The organism is Pseudomonas sp. S2_C03 (assembly GCF_054668405.1).
Window position 1 is genome coordinate 4514966 of sequence record NZ_CP162766.1, and the last position, 24494, is coordinate 4539459.

General features: G+C 61.2%; 21 protein-coding genes and 1 pseudogene. 7 read left to right on the plus strand and 15 right to left on the minus strand.

Going from position 1 to position 24494, the window contains the following annotated elements:
• Positions 1-24: 24 nt before the first annotated feature.
• The 5 genes and pseudogenes from AB4N64_RS20970 to pmbA form a co-directional block, all read right to left on the minus strand.
• Complete coding sequence (locus AB4N64_RS20970; protein WP_460118114.1) at positions 25-636, minus strand: superoxide dismutase; 612 nt, start codon at positions 634-636, stop codon at positions 25-27.
• Between the two features lies 1 nt (position 637).
• Positions 638-1068, minus strand: a pseudogene (locus AB4N64_RS20975) (hypothetical protein).
• A gap of 27 nt (positions 1069-1095) precedes the next feature.
• Positions 1096-2472 (minus strand): class II fumarate hydratase, encoded by a 1377-nt coding sequence (locus tag AB4N64_RS20980; RefSeq protein WP_460118116.1) that lies wholly within the window; start codon positions 2470-2472, stop codon positions 1096-1098.
• Entirely contained in the window at positions 2453-2860 is a 408-nt protein-coding gene (locus AB4N64_RS20985) for a FagA protein (RefSeq protein ID WP_460118118.1), read from the minus strand. The genes AB4N64_RS20980 and AB4N64_RS20985 overlap by 20 nt, the downstream gene beginning before the upstream one ends.
• 160 nt (positions 2861-3020) lie before the next feature.
• Positions 3021-4367 (minus strand): metalloprotease PmbA, encoded by a 1347-nt coding sequence (pmbA, locus tag AB4N64_RS20990; RefSeq protein ID WP_460118120.1) that lies wholly within the window; start codon positions 4365-4367, stop codon positions 3021-3023.
• A gap of 108 nt (positions 4368-4475) precedes the next feature.
• Between pmbA and yjgA the strand changes: the two genes are divergently transcribed.
• Positions 4476-5000 carry a ribosome biogenesis factor YjgA gene (gene yjgA / locus AB4N64_RS20995; protein ID WP_192309650.1) on the plus strand — a complete coding sequence of 175 codons (525 nt, stop codon included), beginning with the start codon at positions 4476-4478 and terminating at the stop codon, positions 4998-5000.
• Between the two features lie 49 nt (positions 5001-5049).
• Here yjgA and tldD read toward each other — a convergent pair whose 3' ends face one another.
• The 8 genes from tldD to mreB form a co-directional block, all read right to left on the minus strand.
• A complete protein-coding gene (tldD, locus tag AB4N64_RS21000) occupies positions 5050-6492 on the minus strand; it encodes a metalloprotease TldD (RefSeq protein ID WP_460118122.1) in 1443 nt (480 codons plus the stop codon).
• 18 nt (positions 6493-6510) lie between these two features.
• Positions 6511-7359 carry a carbon-nitrogen hydrolase family protein gene (locus tag AB4N64_RS21005; RefSeq protein ID WP_460118124.1) on the minus strand — a complete coding sequence of 283 codons (849 nt, stop codon included), beginning with the start codon at positions 7357-7359 and terminating at the stop codon, positions 6511-6513.
• Positions 7360-7489: 130 nt separating this feature from the next.
• Positions 7490-11293 (minus strand): YhdP family protein, encoded by a 3804-nt coding sequence (locus tag AB4N64_RS21010; RefSeq protein WP_460118126.1) that lies wholly within the window; start codon positions 11291-11293, stop codon positions 7490-7492.
• A gap of 75 nt (positions 11294-11368) precedes the next feature.
• Entirely contained in the window at positions 11369-12826 is a 1458-nt protein-coding gene (gene rng / locus AB4N64_RS21015) for a ribonuclease G (protein ID WP_460118128.1), read from the minus strand.
• A gap of 57 nt (positions 12827-12883) precedes the next feature.
• Positions 12884-13480, minus strand: coding sequence for a Maf family protein (locus tag AB4N64_RS21020; protein WP_460118130.1), 597 nt, complete (start codon positions 13478-13480; stop codon positions 12884-12886).
• A gap of 43 nt (positions 13481-13523) precedes the next feature.
• The gene (gene mreD / locus AB4N64_RS21025) at positions 13524-14015 is read right to left on the minus strand and encodes a rod shape-determining protein MreD (RefSeq protein WP_460118131.1); all 492 of its coding nucleotides are present in this window, start codon (positions 14013-14015) and stop codon (positions 13524-13526) included.
• Complete coding sequence (mreC, locus tag AB4N64_RS21030; RefSeq protein WP_460126817.1) at positions 14015-15118, minus strand: rod shape-determining protein MreC; 1104 nt, start codon at positions 15116-15118, stop codon at positions 14015-14017. Before mreC ends, mreD begins: the two co-directional genes overlap by 1 nt.
• 140 nt (positions 15119-15258) lie before the next feature.
• Entirely contained in the window at positions 15259-16296 is a 1038-nt protein-coding gene (mreB, locus tag AB4N64_RS21035) for a rod shape-determining protein MreB (RefSeq protein WP_460118133.1), read from the minus strand.
• Between the two features lie 213 nt (positions 16297-16509).
• On the opposite strand from mreB, the gene gatC reads away from it, so the two are divergent.
• From gatC to AB4N64_RS21065, 6 genes are all read left to right on the plus strand, one after another.
• The gene (gene gatC, locus AB4N64_RS21040) at positions 16510-16797 is read left to right on the plus strand and encodes an Asp-tRNA(Asn)/Glu-tRNA(Gln) amidotransferase subunit GatC (RefSeq protein WP_460118135.1); all 288 of its coding nucleotides are present in this window, start codon (positions 16510-16512) and stop codon (positions 16795-16797) included.
• Positions 16798-16813: 16 nt separating this feature from the next.
• The gene (gene gatA, locus AB4N64_RS21045) at positions 16814-18265 is read left to right on the plus strand and encodes an Asp-tRNA(Asn)/Glu-tRNA(Gln) amidotransferase subunit GatA (RefSeq protein ID WP_460118137.1); all 1452 of its coding nucleotides are present in this window, start codon (positions 16814-16816) and stop codon (positions 18263-18265) included.
• Between the two features lie 10 nt (positions 18266-18275).
• A complete protein-coding gene (gene gatB, locus AB4N64_RS21050; protein WP_460118139.1) occupies positions 18276-19721 on the plus strand; it encodes an Asp-tRNA(Asn)/Glu-tRNA(Gln) amidotransferase subunit GatB in 1446 nt (481 codons plus the stop codon).
• Between the two features lie 88 nt (positions 19722-19809).
• Positions 19810-20181 carry a septal ring lytic transglycosylase RlpA family protein gene (locus tag AB4N64_RS21055; RefSeq protein ID WP_460118141.1) on the plus strand — a complete coding sequence of 124 codons (372 nt, stop codon included), beginning with the start codon at positions 19810-19812 and terminating at the stop codon, positions 20179-20181.
• Positions 20182-20231: 50 nt separating this feature from the next.
• Positions 20232-21293: a calcium/sodium antiporter gene (locus AB4N64_RS21060; protein ID WP_460118144.1), complete on the plus strand. Its 1062-nt coding sequence runs from the start codon at positions 20232-20234 to the stop codon at positions 21291-21293.
• Positions 21290-21670, plus strand: a complete 381-nt coding sequence (locus AB4N64_RS21065) for a carboxymuconolactone decarboxylase family protein (RefSeq protein WP_017336520.1) — start codon at positions 21290-21292, stop codon at positions 21668-21670. Before AB4N64_RS21060 ends, AB4N64_RS21065 begins: the two co-directional genes overlap by 4 nt.
• Positions 21671-21789: 119 nt before the next feature.
• On the opposite strand, the gene AB4N64_RS21070 is transcribed toward AB4N64_RS21065, so the two are convergent.
• Positions 21790-22731, minus strand: coding sequence for an AEC family transporter (locus tag AB4N64_RS21070; protein ID WP_460118146.1), 942 nt, complete (start codon positions 22729-22731; stop codon positions 21790-21792).
• Between the two features lie 198 nt (positions 22732-22929).
• Positions 22930-24483, minus strand: coding sequence for a galactarate dehydratase (gene garD, locus AB4N64_RS21075; protein ID WP_460118148.1), 1554 nt, complete (start codon positions 24481-24483; stop codon positions 22930-22932).
• Between the last annotated feature and the right edge of the window lie 11 nt (positions 24484-24494).

Consider the following 24494-nt stretch of genomic DNA (forward strand, 5'->3'; position numbering starts at 1 on the left):
CCCTGGATTGTTGTTATAGGAGCCTTAAACCAGTGCAGCCTGATAGCGCGCAGCGACTTCTGGCCAATTGATCACGTTGTAAAAAGCGTTGATGTATTCAGGCCGACGGTTCTGGTATTGCAGGTAATAGGCGTGTTCCCAGACGTCCAGACCGAGTATCGGCGTATTGCCACTCATCAACGGGCTGTCCTGGTTGCCACTGCTTTCCACTATCAGGGTCTTTTGCGGGGTCACGCTCAGCCAGGCCCAGCCACTGCCGAAGCGGGTCAGCGCCGCCTTGGTGAAGGCTTCCTTGAAGCGATCGAGGCCGCCCAATTGCTCGTCGATCGCCTTGGCCAACTCGCCATCCGGCTGGCCGCCGCCGTTGGGCACCATGACTTCCCAGAACAATGAATGGTTGGCATGACCGCCGCCCTGGTTGATGACGGCGGCGCGCAGGTTTTCCGGCAGTTGCTGCACGGCTGCCACGAGTTTCTCCACCGGCCATTCAGCGAACTCGGTGCCCTCGACGGCAGCGTTGAGGTTGTTGATGTAGGTTTGATGATGCTTGGTGTAGTGGATTTCCATGGTTTGCGCATCGATGTGCGGCTCCAGGGCATCGTACGCGTACGGCAAGGCGGGCAAGCTAAAGGCCATTTCAATGAACTCCGTGATGAAGGGGGTGGACGGCGACGCGACGTCCATGTGCAGCAGGCGATGGGTACGGGGATACTCGCCGTGTTCGCTGATGAAATTCAGCAGCTCGACGTAGGTTTTGCTGCTCTGGCGCAACGCTGCTTCACGCAGCGCCGGCGAAAGGCGCGGGTCCTGTAGGGTCTTGAGCAACCGTTGGTGGATGGCGCACAGGTACTCGGCGCTCTCCTCCGGCTGGTTCAGACTCAGGTGCAGGTCCGCCAGGTTGTGATGGGAAATCACGCAGGCCGCCACCGCCTCATCGGCATCCGGCCACCGCTCGAACAGCACCTGCGCCAGTGCGAGTGCTTGCAGGTAGGCCTCGCGGGCATCCACCAGTTCGCCCTGCATGAAACAGCGGTTTGCCCTTTCGATTGTGCGTTTCCAGTGTTCCATGATGAGCCTCCAAAGCGATGGCAGTGGTTACACGCCGCCTGCGGTGAGTTTTTCCGGATTGAGCAGTTCTTCCAGTTGGCCGCGTTTCAGGTCGGTGTGCTCCAGGGCGACATCGATCACCGGACGACCTTGCTGGTAAGCCTTCTTGGCAATTTCAGCGGCTTTTTGGTAACCGATGATCGGGTTGAGCGCGGTCACCAGGATCGGGTTGCGCGACAACGCCTCCTTGAGACGGGCGTCGTTGACCTTGAAGCTGGCGATGGCCTTTTCACCCAGCAGATGGCTGGAGTTGGCCAGTAACTCGATGCTGCTCAGCAGGTTCTGGGCGATGATCGGCAGCATCACGTTCAGTTCGAAATTGCCGGACTGACCGGCAATCGCGATGACCGTATCGTTGCCGATCACTTGCGCAGCGACCATCGCGGTGGCCTCCGGGATGACCGGGTTAACCTTGCCCGGCATGATCGACGACCCCGGCTGCAAGGCCTCAAGTTCGATTTCACCCAGACCCGCCAGTGGGCCGGAGTTCATCCAGCGCAGATCGTTGGCGATCTTCATCAACGACACAGCAGTGGTTTTCAGTTGCCCCGAAACGGCCACGGCGGTGTCCTGGGAGCCGATCAGGGCGAACAGGTTGGTGCCCGGCTGGAATTGCACCTGGGTCAGCTTGCTCAGTTGCTGGCTGAACCGAGCGGCGAACTGCGGGTGTGCGTTGATTCCGGTCCCGACCGCCGTGCCGCCCTGTGCCAGCGATTGCAGGCTCGGCAGCAGGCCTTGCAGATGAGCGATATTGGCTTTGAGTTGTTGCGCCCAGCCGTTGAGCACCTGGCTCATACGTACCGGCATCGCGTCCATCAAATGGGTGCGGCCGGTTTTGACGTGGTGATGAACCTCCTGCGCCTTGTGCTCAATCACCTGCACCAGGCGCGTCAACGCCGGCAGCAGTTGCTCATGCAAGGCCAGCGCCGCGCTGACGTGGATGGTAGTCGGGATAATGTCGTTGCTGCTCTGGCCGCAATTGACGTGGTCGTTGGGGTTCACCGACTCGCCGAGCCGGCGGCTGGCGAGGGTCGCGATCACTTCGTTGGCGTTCATGTTGGAGCTGGTGCCGGAACCAGTCTGGAAGATGTCCACCGGGAAGTGCTGCATGAAATCGCCCTTGAGCAGTTCCAGTGCGACTTCGACGATGGCACTGCCCTGGGCTTCGCTGATCTGCTCGAGTTCGATGTTGGCACGAGCGGCGGCGGCCTTGGCCAGGATCAACGCACGGATGAACTGCGTCGGCATCGGCTTGCCGCTGATCGGGAAGTTATCCACAGCACGCTGGGTCTGTGCGCCGTAAAGTGCGTCCACCGGGACCTGCAGCTCGCCCATGCTGTCGCGCTCAATACGAGTCTTGTTCATCAGAAAATCCTTGCACCAGTTCTATGAGGGGAATCGAGGGTTGCAACTCGCAGGTCGCCAGTTGCCAGGTGTAGCTCTGCCAGCGCTTGAGGCGGCACTTGCACAGCGACAGGCGTTCGAGATCGCGCAGTGGGCGCCACGCCTGATCCAGGCAGAACGTGCGCCAGTGCCAAGGCAGCGCAACATCGGCGGCGGTGTCGAGCAGCAGACGGAAAGTGGTTTCGGCGATGGTCCAGGCTGAAGTGGCCGTGCAACACGCCAGGTAGCGCCCTTCGGCCAGGTAATGTTCAATCAGGCGGGGCTCGTCAGGGTCCAGCGCACACCGAATCTGGCGACTCATCCAGCGCCAGCTGTCGAGGTACGGATGCTCGTGCAAGGCAGAACTCATGATCCTGGGCTCATTCGATAATGAGATTTATTATTAGATGATAATGAGAACCAAAACAAGCCTGCGCAGATGTATGTCATTTCTTTGTGGGAGGTGTCCGGCCAACAAAAAAGGCGCGCCACCCAATGGGTGGCGCGCCTTTGTCATGCGATGAGCGGTTTTAGCTACCCGCCACCGTCATCCGCTCGATCAGCACCGAGCCGGTGCGGATGTTGCTGCGCAGTTCCAGATCGTTACCCACTGCGACAATCTGTTTGAACATGTCGCGCATGTTGCCGGCGATGGTGACTTCCTGGACCGCGAACTGGATTTCGCCGTTTTCCACCCAGTAGCCTGCGGCGCCCCGCGAGTAATCGCCGGTGACCATGTTCAGGCCATGGCCCATCAGTTCGGTCACCAGCAGCCCACGACCCATGCGCCGCAGCAAGGCCGCCTGGTCTTCGTCGCCATGGGTGACGAACAGGTTGTGCACGCCACCCGCGTTGGCGGTACTCGGCATGCCCAGCTTGCGACCGGAATAAGTGCCGAGGATGTAGGACACCAGCTCACCCTTTTCGACGAACGGCTTGGCGTAAGTGGCCAGACCATCACCGTCGAACGAGGCACTGCCCAAGGCACGGGCCAGATGCGGTCGCTCATCGATGGTCAGCCACTCGGGGAACAGCTTCTGCCCGAGAGTGCCTTCCAGGAACGAGGATTTACGGTATAGGCTGCCACCGGAAATCGCCGAAAGAAAACTGCCGAACAAGCCACCGGCCAGCTCGGCGGAAAACAGCACCGGCACTTCACAGGTCGGCACCGGACGCGCGCCCAAACGGCTTACCGCCCGTTGTGCCGCACGCTGGCCAATGCTCACCGGATCGGCGAGCAAATTGCCCAGGCGATTCACGTCATACCAATAATCGCGCTGCATCTGGCCATCGGCCTCGGCAATCATGACGCAGCTCAGGCTATGGCGCGTCGACGCATAACCACCGATGAAGCCATGGCTGTTGCCGTAGACACGGCAGCCCTGATGGGTGCTCAGCGTGGTGCCGTCAGCGTTCTTGATCCGTGGGTCGGCGTCAAAGGCGGCCGCCTCGCAGATCAAGGCCTTTTCGATGGCCTGCTCCGGCGTGATGTCCCATTGGTGGAAAAGATCAAAATCCTGCAGATCCCTGGCCATCAATGCGGCATCGGCCAGCCCGGACGCTTCGTCTTCGGAAGTGTGTTTGGCGATGGCCAGTGCCGCGGCGACGGTTTCGCGAATGGCTTGTGGCCCACTGGCCGAGGTGCTGGCCGAGCCTTTGCGCTGGCCCACATACAGCGTGATGCCAAAACCCTGGTCGCGGTTGAACTCGACCGTTTCGACTTCGCGTTGGCGTACCGAAGTCGACAGGCCCTGCTCCAGTGACACCGCCACTTCACAGGCACTGGCGCCCTGTCGCTTGGCTTCGGCGATGATCTGCTCGACTTGCTCCTGCAGTGCCGGCAATGCTTGGGGGCCGACGCTTTCAACTGCACTCATGCTGTTCTCCACTCAAATTCTGCTGTCGGTGTAGGCCTTCGAGCGACCGGGCCGGACAAGCGGCCCCCGACTGGTTATCATGGCGGCGTTTTCTTGCGGACGGCCACCATGGTTGATTCTTACGACGACTCCCTCGATACGGGAGAAAAAAGCAAATCCCAGGTCAAACGCGAGCTGCATGCTCTGGTTGACCTCGGCGAGCGCCTTACAACACTCAAGCCTGACTTGCTGGCAAAACTGCCCCTGACCGACGCCTTGCGCCGGGCCCTGGCGGATGCGCCCAAGCACGTTGCGCACATCGCGCGTAAACGGCACCTGCAGTTCATCGGCAAACTGATGCGCGATCAGGACACTGACGCGATTCTGGTACTGCTCGATCAACTCGATGCCTCCACTCGCCAATACAACGAACGTTTCCATAACCTGGAACGCTGGCGCGATCGCCTGATTGCCGGTGACGATGCCGTACTGGAAAAATTCGTTTCCGAATACCCGGACGCCGATCGCCAGCAGCTACGTTCCCTGATCCGCCAGGCCCAGCACGAGGTGGCGCAAAACAAGCCTCCTGCGTCGAGCCGTAAAATCTTCAAATACATCCGTGAGCTGGACGAGACCCAACGCGGCCTGCGCTGAGTGTCCGAGCGGGTGAGTTGCCAAGGCAACTCACCCGCAGCTCCACGTCCTACGCGCCCGTGCCACCCACGGTGATCGCGTCGATTTTCAACGTTGGCTGGCCGACACCCACCGGCACCGACTGCCCATCCTTGCCGCACGTGCCCACGCCGCTGTCCAGCGACAGGTCGTTGCCGACCATCGACACCTTGCTCATCGCTTCCGGGCCGTTGCCAATCAAGGTCGCGCCCTTGACCGGCGCAGTAATCTTGCCGTCCTCGATCAGGTAGGCCTCGCTGGTGGAGAACACGAACTTGCCACTGGTGATATCGACCTGGCCACCGCCGAGGTTGGCGCAGTAGATACCGCGTTTCACCGAGGCGATGATTTCCGCCGGATCGCTTTCGCCCGCCAGCATGTAGGTGTTGGTCATGCGCGGCATCGGCAGGTGCGCGTAAGACTCGCGACGACCGTTGCCGGTGCGCGCCACGCCCATCAGGCGAGCGTTGAGCTTGTCCTGCATGTAACCCTTGAGCACGCCGTTTTCGATCAGCGTGGTGCACTCGGTGGGCGTGCCTTCGTCATCGACGCTCAGCGACCCGCGACGACCGGCCAGCGTGCCGTCATCGACGATGGTGCAGAGTTTCGACGCAACCATTTCACCCATGCGACCGCTGTAGGCAGAGCTGCCCTTGCGGTTGAAATCGCCTTCCAGGCCATGGCCCACCGCCTCGTGCAGCAGCACGCCGGACCACCCCGAACCCAGCACCACCGGCAATGTACCGGCCGGCGCTGGAATGGCCTCCAGATTGACCAATGCCTGACGCAACGCTTCACGGGCATACCCCATGGCGCGGTCTTCGGCGAGGAAATAACGGTAGTCGGTACGACCGCCGCCACCATGCCCACCGCGCTCGCGACGACCGTTCTGCTCAACGATCACGCTGACATTGAAACGCACCAGCGGACGCACATCCGCTGCCAGGCTGCCGTCGGTGGCGGCTACCAGGATGCGCTCCCAGACCCCGGCCATGCTCACGGTCACTTGCTGGATACGGGGATCGAGGGCGCGGGTCGCAACGTCGATGCGCTTGAGCAACTCGACTTTTTCGGCACGGCTCAGCACTTCCAGAGGATTGTCCGGCGCGTATAACTGCGCGACATCCTGCGCAGTGAATGCCTGCACCGTGCCGTTCTGACCGGCGCGGGAGATGGAACGGGCGGCGCGGGACGCCGCGCCCAACGCTTCCAGGGTGATGGCGTTGCTGTAGGCGAAACCGGTTTTTTCACCCGATTGCGCGCGCACGCCCACACCTTGATCAAGGTTGAAGCTACCTTCCTTGACGATCCCGTCTTCCAGCGCCCACGACTCGGAAATTTGCCCCTGGAAATACAGGTCGGCAGCATCGATGCCCGGGCCGGCCAGGTCGCCGAGCACACCTTGCAGGCTCTCGAGGGTGACGCCACCGGGCGCCAGAAGGTGTTCACTGACTGAGGACAACAACTCGCTCATATGCTTTACGCCTTAAATTCATCGTTCTGAGGCAGGTCGCCGGGCGCCCTGCGAGAAAAAGCGCCGGTGATTGGACACCGGCATCCGCGCCCTGATGGACGCCTGTTCGCTGCTATCGCGTTCAGCCAGCAGCACGGCTTCGCCTTGATCCTGTTGTGCCAGTATCCGGCCCCATGGGTCGACAATCGCCGCATGCCCCCAGGTTTCTCGCGGCCCGGGGTGCGTTCCCCCCTGGGCAGCCGCGAGCACATAACATTGTGTTTCGATGGCCCGGGCACGAATCAGTACTTCCCAATGCGCCGCCCCCGTGACGGCGGTAAAGGCCGACGGGGCGGTGATCAACTCGGCACCGGCGGCACGCAATTCACTGTACAGCTCGGGGAAGCGCAGGTCGTAACACACTGTCAGGCCCAACCGGCCGACCGGCGTGTCCGCCACCACGACACCACTACCAAAAGCATAGTCATCGGATTCACGATAACGCCCACGATTATCCGCCACATCCACATCGAACAGGTGCAGCTTGTCGTAGCGCGCCACGATTTCTCCCTGATCGTCGACCAGCAACGAGCAGGCGTGCACTTTGGCCGTCGGTTGATCCGCCGGCGGCAACGGCAATGTGCCAGCCACTATCCATAACTTGAGGTCGCGGGCGGTCTGTTTCAACCAGGGCAGGATAGGACCTTCACCCAGCGCTTCGGCCCGGCCGATTTCGGCAATATCACGACGCCCCATGGCAGCGAAGTTTTCCGGCAGCACGGCCAGCTTCGCGCCCTGGGCAGCGGCCCGCTCGAGCAGGCGACGGGCCTGTACCAGGTTGGCCAGTACATCGCTCTGGCTGACCATTTGAATCACCGCTAGGGACATGACGGGTTCCTGATTACCTGTAGGAGCGAGCATGCTCGCGATGGTCGTTAACGATAACGCGGGATGTCTGACTCCCAGCGGTGCCTGTGATTGCATCGCGAGCGTGCTCGCTCCTACAGACAGCCGTGATTCAAAACGGCTTGTCGAAGGTAATTTGCGGCTCTTTGTAGGGCCCTTTGACGGTGTATTTTACACTCGCGAAACGCGCCACGCGGTCACCGATCAGCTTGTCGATGAGGAACAACGCGCCGCCGACAGCCGGGGCGCCAACGATCAGAGCAGCAATCGGCAAGTTATTAGTCACCGGCAGTGTCACCAAGAGCTTGGCGTCGATCTTCTCGTCCACCAGACTGAGCGTGCCATCCAGTTCCACGTTACTCGATGGGCCTGTCATCACGATCGGCTTGCTGGTCACATAGACGCCGTTCGTAGCCGTCAAGAGCCCCTTGACCCGATCGTAGCTCAACCCTTTGCCGAACAGGTCGGAAAAGTCCAGGCGCAAGCGGCGTCCGATGGAATTGAAGTTGAGCAGGCCAAACACCCGCAATGCCTGGGCACTGCCCTCGACTTCGACAAACTGACCTTTATTGAGGGACGCGTCGAGAGTGCCCGAGAACCGCTTGGTGGCGAGCCACGCCGGTGAACCGGGCCACCGCCCGTCGATGTCCATGTGGAAATCCTCACTGGTGACGCTCGGCGCAAACCCCCAGCCCTTGAGTACATCGGCCAGGTTCTTGCCGCTGGCGCGCCCCTTGAACCAACTGGCTGATGCGCCGGGCGCGCCTTCCCACCCACCGTCACCCTGCAACAGAATGCCCTTGAGCCCCATATCCATGGTATTGAGGTTGATGCCCTTGCCGGTCGGGCGCACTTTCAGCGACCAGCCACCCACCAGGTCAGGTCCCAGAAACAACTGATTGATGGTGATATCCAGAGCGGGGATCTTCGTCGGATCGACGCTGGCCAGCGGGTCCGGGGCGTTTTCATCGGCCTGGACCGTCGGATCCGGCGCCGGCAAACGCACCGATTGCAGGTTCACCGCTATCGGCGCGGCTTTTGCATCGGGGATACCGACGCTGCCCTTCACCTGCTGGCTGTCGAGTTGCAAGGCCCAGGCGGCCGGCTTGCGATTCAATTGCACCGACGCCTGATCCAGCGTGGTACCAATGCCACTGAGCTTACCGACTTTGACGTCAACGCTACTGAGCAACTGCTTGGCGCTGCTGCCTGGATCCTGCCCGGCGTACTTGTCCACCAGGTCTTTCCAGGGGCCGACGTCCAGCTCGGACAACGAACCACGGACCCGCAGGCCCTTGGCACCGGGCAGGACCGCCTCGCCATTGCCAAGGAACAACTCGCCACGACCGTCGGCGAAGCTGGCGGGCTGCGCCGCAAAGGTGAAACTCGCCAACTCGCCGTACCTGGCCCAGTACCGACGCTCCTGCCCTTGCAGGGTCATGCGGAACATCGTGTCGCGCCCGACATCCGCAGTCATGCCGAACGGCGCCGGCAAATCGACGGCCACGCCCTTGAGACTGGAATTGACCATCAACTGACTGTCATCGCCGCCCAGGTTCAATTGCAGTTGGTAGGGAATCAACCCGGACACCGGCAACGGTTGGGTCACGCTCAGCCAGTCGGTGAGCTTCTTGACCTCCACCTGCCCCGAGGCAGCCACTCTCGTCTTGATCTTGCCAGGGCTGCCGTCCGCGAAAATCTGCGCCGTAACCGGTCGATCAAAAGCGCGGGCGCTGATGTTTTGTCCGCTCAGCCCCTTGGCACTGTCGAAGCGGAAATCGCCCTTGAGCTGTGTCAGTTCAAGGGCTGGCTCGGCGAGTTTCAAACGCGCCTTGGCGGTCTTGAAGTCGACCAGGATCTTGGGCTCCTCACCCTTGGCCAGCGGGATGTCCAGCTTCAACTTCCCGGAGAGGTCCCCTTCACCTTGCCAGCCGGCAAAGGTGTCCGCAGTGCCTATCGGTGCCTCCTGGAGGATTTTCAAGCCATCGCCCAGGCCACCCTCGAACCCGCCGTCGAGCAACAGGTGAACACTTTGTCCGGCCGGTGCATGGGGGATATTGACGTAGATGTCGCTGACCTGGGTGTCGAGCAATTGGCCTTTGCTCGCCAGAATTCGCACGCCACTGTCTTCGATGAACACATCGCCACTGACCTTGCTGACATGTGGCCAACCGGGCTGAAAGGCCAGTTCGGCATCATGCACCTTGAAGAACAGGCTGATGCTGCGATCTGCGTCGGCAGCGCCATGGTTGAGCGAGCCCTGATACTGGAAAAACCCCTGATCCATGGCGCCCTTCAGGATCGCCGTTCGCAACCACTCATCCAGTTCCGGGCTGAGCACCTGCGGCAGGTATTTGGCGGTGTATTTGCCATCCCCTTCCACCAGGCCGACCCGCAGGTCCATGTAGTCTTCCTGAGTGTGGTCGAAATGCAGGCGGATCAGGAAGTCACCGGCGATCTTGCCCTCCTCGCCCAGCACCTTCAGATAGGGCGCAATCAGGGTGAAGCCTTCCTTGTCGAGCTTCCAGGTCAGCCGCGCATTGGCCTGGATGTATTGCCATGGCTTGGCGAAGATCGGGTCCAGATGCAGGACAAAATCCTTGCTGTCCATGCGCAGTTCGCCGTGACCCAGATCGCCGCTGATACTGCCGCTGACGTTTCGCGCTGCCGGCGCGCCGTGGTAGGCGTCAAAACCGACCTGGTCGAGGTTGGCGGCAAAGCTGACCTTGGTGTCGTCGGTGGCATTGGGGCGGAAATCGAGCAGCACGTTGCGCAGCCCACCGGTCACCTTGAGCCGCTCAACCGCCGTGGCAACGCCCTGGGGGAGGGGCGCCAGGGCATTGAGCAAGGGTGTCAGCGGGGTCAGGTCGAGGCGGTCGGCTTGCAGATGCCAAAGTTCTTCGGCCTTGTCGGTCGCCACACTCTGGCGCAATTGCAGGTGCGATTCCCAGCGGGTTTCGCCAACGTTCATGGCCAGGGAATCCACGGTCATCAGCAAGCCTTCGGAGCTGCGCTGGAAGTAACCGTTGAGCGCCAGATTGTTGATCTGGACAGGCTTGCGTTCGGCGTAGGCACCCTTGAGCAACGGCGCATTCAAGCGCACCGCACCACTTTGCAAAGCACCTTTGTTCCAGTTGAACCAGAGTTCCCCGCCGGCCTTGATCCGGGAAAAATCCCATTGCCGGGTCACGCGTTTGGGCAGCCATTTCGACCAATCGCTTTGCGGCAGGCTCAAATAAGCGTCCACTTCGCCATCCTGCCACTGGCTGGCGCGGATACGGGTGCGCAGGCTCATCGCTACCGGCTGGCCATCAGGCAGGTTCAGCCGCGCATCGAGGCGCTGGCGGTACGCACCGGTTTTCAGGTTCAGCCCCACGTAGGTAAAGGTCAGCGGCGGCTGGTCCAGCGGCTGCAAAGTCACCTGGCTGTCGAGCACCGACAACTGCTGCACGATTTGCATACGATTGAGCAACTGCTCGGGGTCCAGTGGCTGGTCCCCCTGCACCGGCAAACCTTCCAGCGCCCAATGACCGTCTTCGCCTTCCTTGAGGTTGATTTTCAGGCCGTTGAGCTCGAGGTGGGCGATGCGCACTTCACGCGCCAGCAGGCTGGCCCAGATATCCGGCACCACGCGCACCTGATCCAGGTGCAAGGCGTTGGCGCCCTCACCGACCATGACGTCGCGGGCGAACAGAATCGGCGCGAAACCCGCCCAACTGCCTTCCAGCGATCCGATGTTCAGTGGCATACCCAGGGCTGCGCTGCCCTTGGCTTCGACTTCGGCCTGGTATTCGGCTACCAGCGGCGTCAGTTCACGCCCCAGGCTGACATACAGCGCCATCAACACCAAAACCAACGCGCACAGGCCCAGTCCCCAGCGGGTCAGCACGGCCATGAGGCGTGTCAGACGGTCCATGTCAGTTGGCTCCCATGGCAAGAAAACTGCGACAAGCTGAGGCCAGCCGTACTAGTGAGGATGAAACACAGGGATTCAGAGCAGCACCACGTCGTATTGTTCCTGGGAATACATGGTTTCTACCTGAAATCGGATGGTGCGCCCGATAAAACCTTCCAGCTCGGCGACGTTGCCCGATTCTTCATCGAGCAGGCGGTCAACGACTTTCTGGTTCGCCAATACACGATAGCCCTCCGCCTGATAAGCGCGAGCTTCGCGCAGGATTTCGCGGAAGATTTCGTAGCAAACAGTTTCCGGGGTTTTCAGCTTGCCGCGCCCCTGGCAGCTGTTGCACGGCTCGCAAAGGACTTGCTCCAGGCTTTCACGAGTGCGCTTGCGCGTCATCTGCACCAGGCCGAGTTCGGTGATGCCGATGATGTTGGTCTTGGCGTGATCGCGCTCCAGTTGCTTCTCGAGTGTGCGCAGGACCTGGCGCTGGTGTTCTTCGTCTTCCATGTCGATGAAGTCGATGATGATGATCCCGCCCAGGTTGCGCAGGCGCAGTTGACGCGCGATGGCGGTCGCGGCTTCGAGGTTGGTCTTGAAAATGGTTTCTTCAAGGTTGCGATGACCCACGAACGCCCCGGTGTTGACGTCGATGGTGGTCATGGCTTCCGCCGGGTCCACCACCAGGTAGCCGCCAGACTTTAGCGGAACCTTGCGCTCCAGGGCTTTCTGGATTTCATCTTCGACGCCGTACAAGTCGAAAATGGGTCGCTCGCCCGGGTAATGCTCCAGGCGATCAGCAATTTCCGGCATGAGCTCGCCGACAAATTGTGTGGTTTTCTGGAAGGTTTCCCGGGAGTCAATCCGGATTTTTTCGATCTTGGGGCTGACCAGATCGCGCAGCGTGCGCAACGCCAGGCCAAGGTCTTCGTAGATCACGCTCGGCGCGCTGATGGTCTTGATCTGATCGCTGATCTGGTCCCAGAGCCTGCGCAGGTAGCGGATGTCCATAAGGATTTCATCGGCGCCCGCCCCTTCGGCGGCGGTGCGCAGGATGAACCCACCGGTTTCCGTGATCCCTTCCTTGGCCACGCAATCTGAAACCACCTGCTTGAGTCGCTCGCGCTCGGCTTCGTCTTCGATCTTCAGGGAAATGCCGACATGTGCAGTGCGCGGCATGTACACCAGGTACCGCGAAGGGATCGACAACTGGGTGGTCAGGCGTGCGCCCTTGGAGCCGATAGGGTCCTTGGTCACTTGCACCACCAGGCTCTGGCCTTCATGCACCAGCGCGCTGATGCTTTCGACCGCAGGCCCCTCACGCAAGGAAATCTCCGACGCGTGAATGAACGCCGCACGGTCCAGGCCGATGTCGACGAAGGCCGCTTGCATGCCCGGTAATACGCGCACGACCTTGCCTTTGTAGATATTGCCGACGATGCCGCGCTTTTGCGTGCGCTCGACATGGACCTCTTGCAGAACACCGTTTTCAACCACCGCCACGCGCGATTCCATCGGCGTGATGTTGATCAGGATCTCTTCACTCATGGCAGGGTCTCGTCCAGGCATGTTCACGATTATGGTCGCATCTTGTCATTACGACGCTCAGGGCGCGCCAAGGGTTTGCCAACAGGGTATGTCGAAACGGCCCAGCAACTGTGCGGTTTCACACAGTGGCAGTCCGACGACCGCCGAATAGCTGCCATCGAGCCCTGCGACAAATACCGCGCCCAGTCCTTGAATACCATAGCCTCCCGCCTTGTCCCGGGGTTCGCCGCTCGCCCAATAGGCCGCCGCTTCAGCACGGTCGATGGGGCGAAAACGCACCAGACTGCGCACCACCCGCGACTCACTACGTTCGCCGTCCAGCACCGCAATGGCGGTCAATACTTCATGTTCTTGACCGGCCAACATCATAAGCATGGCGCACGCATCGGCTTCGTCCACCGGTTTACCGAGAATTTTCCCGTTCAGCACCACAGCGGTATCGGCACCGAGCACGCAAAACGGGGCGTCGGACACCACAAAACGGCGGCCCGCTTCGGCCTTGCCGCGCGCAAGGCGCTCGACATAGGCCGACGGCGATTCGTGATTCAAGGGAGTTTCATCAATGTCCGCGCTGATGGCGGTGAACGGCACGCCGATCTGCGTAAGCAGCTCGCGCCGACGTGGCGAACCCGAGGCAAGGTAAAGCGCTTTCATCCAGACATCTCCCTGTCGAGGTGCGGGCTAATGCCTGACCGAATCAGTTGATTTTGTAGCGTCGACGCAACCCGCGCAAACCGAAGCTGATCCACGGCCAGAGCAAGGCACTGACCAGGGCTGGCAAGACCAGCGCCAACGTGGGCTGACGATTGCCGGTCAGGGCGCTCAGCCATAGCTGCACCAGCTGCGCCAGGCCGAAGATCACCAGGATCACCAGGCTCTGCTGCCACATCGGGAACATCCGCAGCCGCTGTTGCAACGAGAGCACCAGGAACGTGATGAGTGTCAGAATGAGTGCGTTCTGACCCAGCAACGTGCCGTAGAGCACGTCTTCAGCCAGGCCCAGGCAAAACGCGGTAACCATGCCGACTTTCTGCGGCATCGCCAGCGCCCAGAATGCCAGGAGCAACGCGAGCCACAACGGGCGCAGGATTTCCATGAACTGTGGCAAAGGCGAAACACTGAGCAACAGGCCGATGGCGAATGTCAGCCAGACCATCCAGCCGTTTCGGGAGGCGGTAGCACCGGGCATTATTCTCTCCCCCCTGTAGCGGCTGGCGCGGAGACAGGCGGTTTGGCGGCAGGTTTCGCCGCAGCCGGCGGCTTGGCGGCGGGATGTGTGGCAGCAGGCTTGGCCGGAGTCGCAGTCGCCGGCGCGGCCGGAGCAGGCGCAGGGGTTGCAGCTGGCGTCGTCGCTGCCGGGGCAATCACGCCGACAGGCTTCGCCACGGCAGGCGGAATGATCGGCCCACCGCCCAGTGCGTCAAGGTGTTCCTGGGCCTGAGCGGCGTCATTGGCACGCTCTTCGGCGGTGCGGTTATCGCTGAACACCAGCAGCAGGTAGCGGCTGCGGTTCAGGGCGGCCGTCGGTACGGCGCGGACAATGGCAAACGGCTGACCGGAGTCGTGGATCACTTCCTTGACCGTTGCAACGGGATAACCCGCCGGGAAACGCTGGCCAAGACCAGAGCTGACCAGCAGGTCGCCTTCCTTGATGTCGGCGGTGTCGGCCACGTGACGCAGTTCAAGGCGCTCCGGGTTGCCGGTGCCGCTGGCGATCGCCCGCAGGCCGTTACGGTTCACCTGTACCGGTATGCTGTGGGTGGTGTCGGTCAGCAGTAATACGCGGGATGTGTACGGCATCAACTCGACTACCTGGCCCATCAGGCCACGGGCATCGAGTACCGGCTGACCGAGCACCACGCCATCGCGCTCACCTTTGTTGATGATGATGCGATGGGTGAAGGGGTTGGGGTCCATACCGATCAACTCGGCCACTTCGACCTTCTCGTTGACCAGCGCGGAAGAATTGAGCAACTCGCGCAGACGCACGTTCTGCTCGGTGAGGGCGGCAAGCTTTTGCATGCGGCCCTGCAACAGCAGGTTTTCAGTCTTGAGTTTTTCGTTTTCGGCGACGAGTTCGGTACGGCTGCCAAACTGGCTGGCCACACCTTGCCACAGCCGCTGCGGCAGGTCGGTGATCCAGTAGGACTGCATCAGCACCAACGACATCTGGCTACGCACGGGCTTGAGCAGCGCGAAGCGGGCATCGACCACCATCAGCGCGACCGATAGCACGGCCAGCACCAACAAGCGCACGCCTAGTGAAGGCCCTTTGGTGAAAAGCGGTTTAATAAGCCGCTCCTCCCAGGCAAATATTCCGTTTATTCATACGCCAAGACCGGCCGGGATAAGACTGACAGAAGATAAACGCCAACAGGCGGCACTGCAAAGTGCCGCCTGCGGGCGCTACAGCAAGGATGCATCAAGCGAAATCACTCGCTCGACAGCAGGTCCATGGTGTGTTTGTCCATCATTTCCAGTGCACGACCACCGCCGCGAGCCACGCAGGTCAGCGGGTCTTCGGCAACGATGACCGGCAGACCGGTTTCCTGGGCCAGCAACTTGTCGAGGTCACGCAACAGGGCGCCACCGCCAGTCAGCACCAGGCCACGCTCGGCGATGTCGGAAGCCAGCTCCGGAGGCGATTGCTCCAGGGCGCTCTTCACGGCCTGAACGATGGTGGCCAGGGACTCTTGCAGAGCTTCCAGCACTTCATTGGAGTTCAGGGTGAACGCGCGCGGAACGCCTTCAGCCAGGTTACGGCCACGAACGTCGACTTCACGCGTTTCGCCGCCTGGGTAGGCCGTACCGATTTCCTGCTTGATGCGTTCGGCGGTGGACTCACCGATCAGGCTGCCATAGTTGCGACGCACGTAGGTGATGATCGCTTCGTCGAAGCGGTCGCCACCTACCCGTACGGATTCGGCGTAAACCACACCGTTCAGGGAGATCAGCGCGATCTCGGTGGTACCACCACCGATATCGACGACCATCGAACCGCGTGCTTCCTCAACCGGCAGGCCGGCACCGATCGCAGCCGCCATTGGCTCTTCGATCAGGAACACTTCACGTGCACCGGCACCGAGGGCCGACTCACGGATGGCACGGCGCTCAACCTGGGTGGATTTGCACGGAACGCAGATCAGCACGCGAGGGCTTGGCTGCAGGAAACTGTTCTCGTGAACCTTGTTGATGAAATATTGCAGCATCTTTTCGCAGACGCTGAAGTCGGCGATCACGCCATCCTTCATCGGACGAATGGCCGCGATATTGCCCGGCGTACGACCGAGCATGCGCTTGGCCTCGGTGCCGACAGCGACGACACTTTTCTGGTTACCGTGTGTCCGAATAGCCACAACCGATGGCTCATTCAGGACGATACCGCGCTCGCGCACGTAAATAAGGGTGTTGGCAGTGCCCAGGTCAATGGAAAGATCGCTGGAAAACATGCCACGCAGTTTCTTGAACATGGGAAAGGGACCCTAGGCAACGCGTGGGTAAAAAAAGTGCGGCAAACTCTAACAACGACAGGGATTTTGGGCAAGGCGCCAATATGTTAAATTGGCCGCTTTTCTGTGCACCAAGCCCCACAATCGCGGCCTTATTGACCGTAGAAGTGCGGTAGTGTTCCGACAACACTAACACACGGACACCGTCCGTCCTGTTTTCCACTGGAGAATCCCATGGCGCTTGAACGCTCCGACGTGGAAAAAATCGCTCATTTGGCCTGTCTTGGCCTGAATGAAGACGATCTTCCACATATTACTTCGGCCCTGAACAGTATTCTGGGTCTGGTCGACGAAATGCAGGCGGTCAATACCGACGATATCGAGCCGCTGGCCCATCCATTGGAAGCCAGCCAGCGCCTGCGTGCCGACATCGTGACCGAGTCCAATCATCGCGAGGCGTACCAATCCATCGCACCAGCGGTCGAAAACGGCCTGTACCTGGTTCCGAAAGTCATCGACTAAAGGGAAAGAGCCTGCAATGCATCAATTGACCCTGGCCGAGATCGCCCGCGGACTCGCCGATAAAAAGTTTTCTTCCGAAGAGCTGACCAAGTCCCTGCTGGCGCGCATTACCCAGCTCGACCCTCAACTCAACAGTTTCATCAGCCTCACCGAAGAGCTGGCGCTTCAGCAGGCCAAAGCCGCTGACGCACGTCGGGCCAATGGTGAGAGCGGTGCCCTGCTCGGTGCGCCGATCGCCCACAAAGACCTGTTCTGCACCCAGGGCATTCGCACCAGCTGCGGCTCGAAGATGCTCGACAACTTCAAGGCCCCGTACGACGCGACCGTGGTTGCCAAACTGGCCGCCGCCGGCGCCGTGACCCTGGGCAAGACCAACATGGACGAATTCGCCATGGGTTCGGCCAACGAGTCCAGCTACTACGGTGCAGTGAAAAACCCGTGGAACCTGGAACACGTTCCGGGTGGTTCGTCGGGCGGTTCGGCGGCGGCAGTGGCAGCGCGCCTGCTGCCGGCGGCCACAGGCACCGACACCGGCGGTTCGATCCGCCAACCCGCGGCGCTGACCAACCTCACTGGCCTGAAACCGACCTATGGTCGCGTTTCACGCTGGGGCATGATCGCCTACGCCTCCAGCCTCGATCAGGGCGGCCCGTTGGCGCGCACCGCCGAAGACTGCGCGATCCTGCTGCAAGGCATGGCCGGCTTCGACCCTAACGACTCCACCAGCATCGACGAACCGGTGCCCGACTACAGCGCCAGCCTCAACGGCTCGCTGCAAGGCCTGCGCATTGGCGTGCCGAAGGAATACTTCAGCGCCGGTCTCGACCCGCGCATCGCCGAGCTGATCCACAACAGCGTCAAGGAGCTGCAAAAGCTCGGTGCCGTGGTCAAGGAAATCAGCCTGCCGAACATGCAGCACGCCATTCCGGCGTACTACGTGATTGCCCCGGCGGAGGCCTCCTCCAACCTGTCGCGTTTCGACGGCGTGCGTTTCGGCTACCGCTGCGAAGCCCCGAAAAACCTGATCGACCTGTACAAGCGCTCCCGTGGCGAAGGTTTCGGCCCGGAAGTGCAACGCCGGATCATGGTCGGTGCCTACGCGCTGTCGGCCGGTTACTACGACGCTTACTACCTGAAGGCGCAAAAAATCCGTCGCCTGATCAAGAACGACTTCATGGCCGCCTTCAACGAGGTCGACATCATTCTCGGCCCAACCACGCCGAACCCGGCCTGGAAGCTGGGCGCCAAGAACAGCGACCCGGTCGCTGCGTACCTGGAAGACGTCTACACCATCACCGCGAACCTCGCGGGCCTGCCAGGCCTGTCGATGCCGGCCGGTTTTGTCGACGGTCTGCCGGTTGGCGTGCAACTGCTCGCCCCGTATTTCCAGGAAGGCCGCTTGCTCAATGTTGCCCATCAGTACCAACTCAACACTGATTGGCACACCCGCACCCCAACCGGCTTCTGAGGAGACACACATGCAATGGGAAGTCGTGATCGGGCTGGAGATTCATACTCAGCTCACCACCCGGTCGAAAATCTTTTCCGGTAGTTCCACCACCTTCGGTTCCGAACCGAACACCCAGGCCAGCCTGGTTGACCTCGGTATGCCTGGCGTCCTGCCGGTGCTGAACCAGGAAGCGGTGCGCATGGCGGTGATGTTCGGCCTGGCCATCGATGCCGAGATCGGACAGCACAACGTGTTCGCCCGTAAAAACTATTTCTACCCCGACCTGCCCAAGGGCTACCAGATCAGCCAGATGGAATTGCCGATCGTCGGCAAGGGCCACCTGGACATCGCATTGGAAGACGGCACGGTCAAGCGCGTCGGCATCACTCGTGCGCACCTGGAAGAAGACGCCGGCAAGAGCTTGCACGAAGAGTTCAACGGTGCCAGTGGCATCGACCTGAACCGTGCTGGCACGCCGCTGCTGGAAATCGTTTCCGAGCCGGACATGCGCAGCGCCAAGGAGGCCGTGGCTTACGTCAAAGCGATCCACGCGCTGGTACGTTACCTGGGCATCTGCGACGGCAACATGGCCGAAGGTTCGCTGCGTTGCGACTGCAACGTGTCGATCCGTCCAAAAGGCCAGGTCGAGTTTGGCACCCGCTGCGAGATCAAGAACGTCAACTCGTTCCGCTTCATCGAGAAGGCGATCAACAGCGAAATCCAGCGCCAGATCGAGCTGATCGAGGACGGTGGCAAGGTCATCCAGCAGACCCGCCTGTACGACCCGAACAAGGACGAAACCCGTCCGATGCGCAGCAAGGAGGAAGCCAACGACTACCGTTACTTCCCGGATCCGGACCTGCTGCCGGTGGTTATCGAGGACTCGTTCCTCAATGACGTACGCGCCACCCTGCCGGAATTGCCGCCACAGAAACGCGAGCGTTTCCAGGAGCAATTCGGCCTCTCGGTCTACGACGCGAGCGTGTTGGCGACCAGCCGCGAGCAAGCCGATTACTTCGAGAAAGTCGCGAGCATCGGCGGCGACGCCAAGCTGGCGGCCAACTGGGTCATGGTCGAGCTGGGCAGCCTGTTGAACAAGCAAGGCGTGGACATCGACGAGTCGCCGGTGTCGGCCGAGCAATTGGGCGGCATGCTGCTACGCATCAAGGACAACACCATTTCCGGCAAAATCGCCAAAGTGGTGTTCGAGGCGATGGCCGCCGGTGAAGGCAGCGCGGACGAAATCATCGACAAGCGCGGTCTCAAGCAGGTGACCGACAGCGGCGCTATCTCGGCGGTGCTGGACGAAATGCTGGCGGCCAATGCAGAACAGGTCGAGCAATACCGTGCGGCAGATGAAGCCAAACGCGGCAAAATGTTCGGCTTCTTCGTCGGCCAGGCCATGAAAGCCTCCAAAGGCAAGGCCAACCCGCAACAGGTCAACGAACTGCTGAAAAGCAAGCTCGAGGGCTGATGAGAATGGAGCCAGTACCCAAGCCTGGCTCAAATCCCTGTGGGAGCGGCGGTGCGCCGCTCCCACATTTACAACTGGGAAACCGTTTATGAAGCGTCTCCTCGGCACCTGCGCCCTGCTCTCGCTCCTGGCCGGTTGCGCCAGCACCGACACCGTCGACCCGCACGGCTACGACCAGACGGGCGTCGCCTCCTATTACGGTGCCAAACACCAGGGCAAGCGCACCGCCAGTGGTGAGCGCTTCGACAAGAATTCCCTGACCGCCGCCCATCGCCAGTTGCCATTCGGCACCCGGGTGAAGGTCACCAACCTTTCAAACGACAGATCCTGCGTCGTACGCATCAATGATCGCGGGCCACATACCCGTGGACGCCTGATCGACTTGTCTCACGAAGCCGCCGAGCAACTGGGCATGATCCGTAGCGGCACCGCGCGGGTTCGTGTGCAAGCCCTCGACTGACCCAGGGAGCCGCGACCATTTTCGGACTTGCCGACCTTCCCCTGCTCAGCGTGCTGGAACTGCTCAGCGGCCTGGTGCTGCTGATCATCGGCGCAGAGCTGATGGTGCGCGCCGCCGTCCGCGTCGCCGCCCGCCTGCATGTACGGCCATTGATCATCGGCCTGACCATCGTCGCCCTCGGCAGCAGTGCCCCGCAAATGGCGGTCAGCCTGCAAGCCACCCTGGCGCAGAACGTCGACATCGCGGTCAGCAGCGTGATCGGTAGCAGCATCTTCAACATCCTCGTCACCCTCGGGTTATCGGCGCTGATCATCCCGCTGCGGGTGTCCCGCCAACTGGTACGCCTGGACATTCCGTTGATGATTGGCGCCAGCCTGCTGGTGTTCCTGTTGGCGTGGAACGAAGAACTGACGCGCACCGATGGCGTCTTCCTGCTGACGGCGCTGGCATTGTATCTGGGCTTGCTGCTGCGCCAGTCGCAGCATTCGGCACGCCCGCAATCGACGCCACATGAAGGCCCCGAGGCCTCCTGGCTGAGTAGCCTGCTGATGATCGTCGGCGGCCTCGCCCTGCTGGTGTATGCCGGCCATCTGCTACTGGGAGCCGCCGTATCGGTGGCCACCGACCTCGGGCTGTCGGAGCGAATCATCGGTCTCACCGTTGTCGCGGTGAGCACCTCCCTGCCTGAACTGGCAACTTCCTTGATTGCCGCCCTGCGCGGACAGCGCGACATTGCCGTGGGTAACGTGATCGGCAGCAACCTGTTCAACCTGCTGGGCGTGCTGGGTGTGACGGCACTAATTGCACCCACGCCGCTGTCGGTGTCACCCAACGCGCTGGATTTCGACTTGCCGGTGATGCTTGGCGTCGCGGCACTATGCCTGCCGGTGTTCTATTCCGGTTATCGGGTGACCCGCGCCGAAGGCCTGGTGTTTCTGGGCTTGTACCTGGTTTATGGCCTGCACGTGGTGTCGTTCGCCACCGGTATGCCGCTGGCCGGCAAGCTTGAGCGCCTGATGCTGTTTTTCGTTTTGCCAGCACTGGTGGCGTTTCTGCTGTTCACGTCGCTGCGCGCCTGGCGCCGCCAACATCACAAAAAGGAGTTGCCATGACCGATCACAAAAAGCCCGGTGTTGAAGTGCGCCGACAGGTGATGGGCGATGCGTTCGTCGACCGCGCCCTGGGCAATGCCACCGAGTTCACCCAACCGCTGCAGGATTTCGTCAACGAGCATGCCTGGGGCAGCGTATGGAACCGCGAAGGTCTGCCGCTGAAAACCCGCAGCCTGATCACCCTTGCGGCGCTGACCGCGCTGAAGTGCCCGCAGGAACTGAAAGGCCACGTGCGCGGTGCGCTGAACAACGGTTGCACCGTGGAAGAGATTCGCGAGGCGCTGCTGCATTGTGCGGTGTATGCGGGTGTGCCGGCGGCGATCGACGCGTTTCGGGCGGCGCAGGAAGTGATCGACAGTTATCAGAAGCCTGAGTGACAGGTCTGGCCCCTTCGCGGGCAAGCCCGCTCCTACAGGGGGGTCATGTTGTTCATAAATCCTCTGTAGGAGCGAGCTTGCTCGCGATGGGGCCCTAAAGAACGCCGAAAATGCCGGACCTAGATCCACCCACCCCACTGCAACAGAAAGATCCCGATATTGGTGGTCACCGCCGCCATCAGGGTGGTGATCACAATGATCGCCGCCGCCAGTTCATGGTTGCCATTGGCCTGGCGGGCCATGACAAAACTGGCCGCCGCCGTCGGGCTGCCGAAGTACAGGAACAGAATCCCCAGCTCGGCCCCGCGAAAGCCCCAGAGCCACGCGCCCAGCGTCGCCAGCACCGGCAGGCCGACCATTTTCACCAGACTCGAACTCAACGCCAACGAACCACTCTTGCGCATCGCCGCCAGTGACAACGTGCCACCGATGCAGATCAGCGCCAGGGGTAAGGTGGTTTGCGCCAGGTACTGGCCCGAGGTCTCCAACCAGCCCGGCAGGGGGATCTTGAAGTAGGCGAACGGCGCGGCGGCAATCACGCTGATGATCAGCGGATTGTTCATCACGCTTTTGCAGATGCTCCACGGATCGGACTTGATCACCGGGCTGTAGACCGCCAGCACGATGGTCGACAGGGTGTTGTAGAACAGGATCACCAGCGCCGCGAGGATTGCCCCCAGGGAAATCCCGTAGTCGCCGTACATGCTTGCCGCCAGTGCAAGCCCGATCACCCCGTTGTTGCCGCGAAAGGCGCCCTGGGTGTAGATCCCGCGATCCTCCTTCGGGCACTTGAAAATCGCCCAGCCCCAAGCGACCGCGAAGCTCACCAGCGTGGCAATGGCGAAATAGATCAGCAGCGCCGGTTGCAACGCGGCGTGCAGGTCGGCATGCAGGATCCCCAGGAACAGCAACGCCGGCATGGTGACGTTGAACACCAGCGCCGACGCGGTGTGAATGAAGTTGTCATTGATCCAGTTGACGCGCTTGAGCAGTACTCCCAGAAACAGCATGGCAAACACCGGAGCGGTGATGTTCAGGGTTTCGAGGAAAATTGCCAGCATGCAGGGGAGGACCTGTGAGGTGGGTGTCGTTAGGGGGCTAATGATAAGCCACTAATGACACCGGCGTCTGGGAGAAAGTCTTCGCGAGCAAGTCGGATCGCCGCACCGCCGCTCCCACAGAGATTTGCAGCAATCACAAAACCTGTAGGAGCGGCGGTGCAGCGATCCGACTTGCCCGCGATGAACGATAACGCGGTCTCAGGTAATCGGCGCCGGATTGAACAGCGTAATGTCGTTATGCAGCTTGTGCTGCTCCGACCATGTCTGCTTCTTGCCGCTGGCCACGTCCAGGTAGTAATGGAACAACTCCCAGCCGAGGTCTTCGATGGAAGCACGACCGGTGGCAATCCGCCCGGCATCGATGTCGATCAGGTCCGGCCAGCGCTGAGCCAGTTCGGTTCGGGTCGAAACCTTCACCACGGGCGCCATCGCCAGGCCGTACGGTGTACCACGACCGGTGGTGAACACGTGCAGATTCATCCCCGCCGCCAACTGCAAAGTCCCGCAGACAAAATCGCTGGCCGGGGTCGCGCAAAAGATCAGGCCTTTGCTCTTGAAGCGTTCACCAGGGCCAAGCACGCCGTTGATCGCGCTGCTGCCGGACTTGACGATGGAGCCCAGGGACTTCTCGACGATGTTCGACAACCCGCCTTTCTTGTTGCCCGGCGTGGTGTTGGCGCTGCGGTCCGCTTCACCCTTGGCCAGGTAACGGTCGTACCAGTCCATTTCGCGCACCAGTTCCTGGGCGACTTCCTCGGTTTCGGCTCGGGACGTCAGCAGGTAGATGGCATCGCGCACTTCGGTGACTTCGGAAAACATCACCGTCGCACCGGCGCGCAGCAGCAAGTCAGAGGCGTAACCCAGCGCCGGGTTGGCGGTGATGCCGGAAAACGCATCGCTGCCACCGCATTGCATGCCCAGGATCAGCTCGGACGCCGGCACGGTTTCCCGGCGACGTTGATCGAGCTTCTTCAGGCGAACCTCGGCCAGCGCCATGATCTGTTCGATCATTTCGGTAAAACCGTGGCTGGAATCCTGCAAGCGATACAGCCACTCATCGCTCAAGTCCACCGAACGGTCGTTCTCGTGCATCACCTGCCCTGCCTGCAATTTCTCGCAGCCCAGGCTGATCACCAGGGCTTCGCCACCCAGGTTCGGGTTGCGTGCCAGGTTGCGCACGGTACGGATCGGGATGTACGCGTCCGTCGCGGTGATCGCCACACCACAGCCGTAGCTGTGGGTCAGGGCCACCACGTCATCGACGTGTGGGTACTTGGGCAGCAATTCGTCCTTGATGCGCTTGACCGCATGGTCCAGCACCCCGGTCACACATTGCACGGTGGTGGTAATGCCCAGGATGTTGCGCGTGCCGACGGTGCCGTCGGCATTGCGGTAACCCTCGAAGGTATAACCTTCCAGCGGTGCTTGCGCGGCCGGCACTTCGGTGGACAGCGGCAAGCTGTCCAGCGGTGGCGCGGTCGGCATGCGCAGTTGATCTTCCTTGACCCAGCTGCCGCGTGGAATCGGCTGTAAGGCGTAGCCAATGGTCTGGCCGTAACGAATCACCTGACCACCCTCTGGGATGTCTTCCAGGGTGACCTTGTGGCTCTGTGGCACGAAGTCCACGGTCACCAGGCCATCGGCAAACTCGGTGCCAGCCGGAACGCCCTGATCGTTGACCACGATCACTACGTTGTCGCGCTCGTGCAGGCGGATGTAGCGCGGCGAGTCGGAATGTTCAATCAACTGCATAACGCCGCTCC

Bases quoted from the DNA above. Each gene is read 5' to 3' on its own strand.
- AB4N64_RS21070 (WP_460118146.1), bottom strand. From the start codon at position 22,731: ATGCTGGCAATTTTCCTCGAAACCCTGAACATCACCGCTCCGGTGTTT.
- tldD (WP_460118122.1), bottom strand. From the start codon at position 6,492: ATGAGCGAGTTGTTGTCCTCAGTCAGTGAACACCTTCTGGCGCCCGGT.
- mreD (WP_460118131.1), bottom strand. From the start codon at position 14,015: ATGCCCGGTGCTACCGCCTCCCGAAACGGCTGGATGGTCTGGCTGACA.
- gatB (WP_460118139.1), top strand. From the start codon at position 18,276: ATGCAATGGGAAGTCGTGATCGGGCTGGAGATTCATACTCAGCTCACC.
- AB4N64_RS21020 (WP_460118130.1), bottom strand. From the start codon at position 13,480: ATGAAAGCGCTTTACCTTGCCTCGGGTTCGCCACGTCGGCGCGAGCTG.
- AB4N64_RS21010 (WP_460118126.1), bottom strand. From the start codon at position 11,293: ATGGACCGTCTGACACGCCTCATGGCCGTGCTGACCCGCTGGGGACTG.
- AB4N64_RS21005 (WP_460118124.1), bottom strand. From the start codon at position 7,359: ATGTCCCTAGCGGTGATTCAAATGGTCAGCCAGAGCGATGTACTGGCC.
- AB4N64_RS20980 (WP_460118116.1), bottom strand. From the start codon at position 2,472: ATGAACAAGACTCGTATTGAGCGCGACAGCATGGGCGAGCTGCAGGTC.
- AB4N64_RS21055 (WP_460118141.1), top strand. From the start codon at position 19,810: ATGAAGCGTCTCCTCGGCACCTGCGCCCTGCTCTCGCTCCTGGCCGGT.
- garD (WP_460118148.1), bottom strand. From the start codon at position 24,483: ATGCAGTTGATTGAACATTCCGACTCGCCGCGCTACATCCGCCTGCAC.
- rng (WP_460118128.1), bottom strand. From the start codon at position 12,826: ATGAGTGAAGAGATCCTGATCAACATCACGCCGATGGAATCGCGCGTG.
- AB4N64_RS20985 (WP_460118118.1), bottom strand. From the start codon at position 2,860: ATGAGTTCTGCCTTGCACGAGCATCCGTACCTCGACAGCTGGCGCTGG.
- yjgA (WP_192309650.1), top strand. From the start codon at position 4,476: ATGGTTGATTCTTACGACGACTCCCTCGATACGGGAGAAAAAAGCAAA.
- gatC (WP_460118135.1), top strand. From the start codon at position 16,510: ATGGCGCTTGAACGCTCCGACGTGGAAAAAATCGCTCATTTGGCCTGT.
- mreB (WP_460118133.1), bottom strand. From the start codon at position 16,296: ATGTTCAAGAAACTGCGTGGCATGTTTTCCAGCGATCTTTCCATTGAC.
- AB4N64_RS20970 (WP_460118114.1), bottom strand. From the start codon at position 636: ATGGCCTTTAGCTTGCCCGCCTTGCCGTACGCGTACGATGCCCTGGAG.
- pmbA (WP_460118120.1), bottom strand. From the start codon at position 4,367: ATGAGTGCAGTTGAAAGCGTCGGCCCCCAAGCATTGCCGGCACTGCAG.
- gatA (WP_460118137.1), top strand. From the start codon at position 16,814: ATGCATCAATTGACCCTGGCCGAGATCGCCCGCGGACTCGCCGATAAA.
- AB4N64_RS21065 (WP_017336520.1), top strand. From the start codon at position 21,290: ATGACCGATCACAAAAAGCCCGGTGTTGAAGTGCGCCGACAGGTGATG.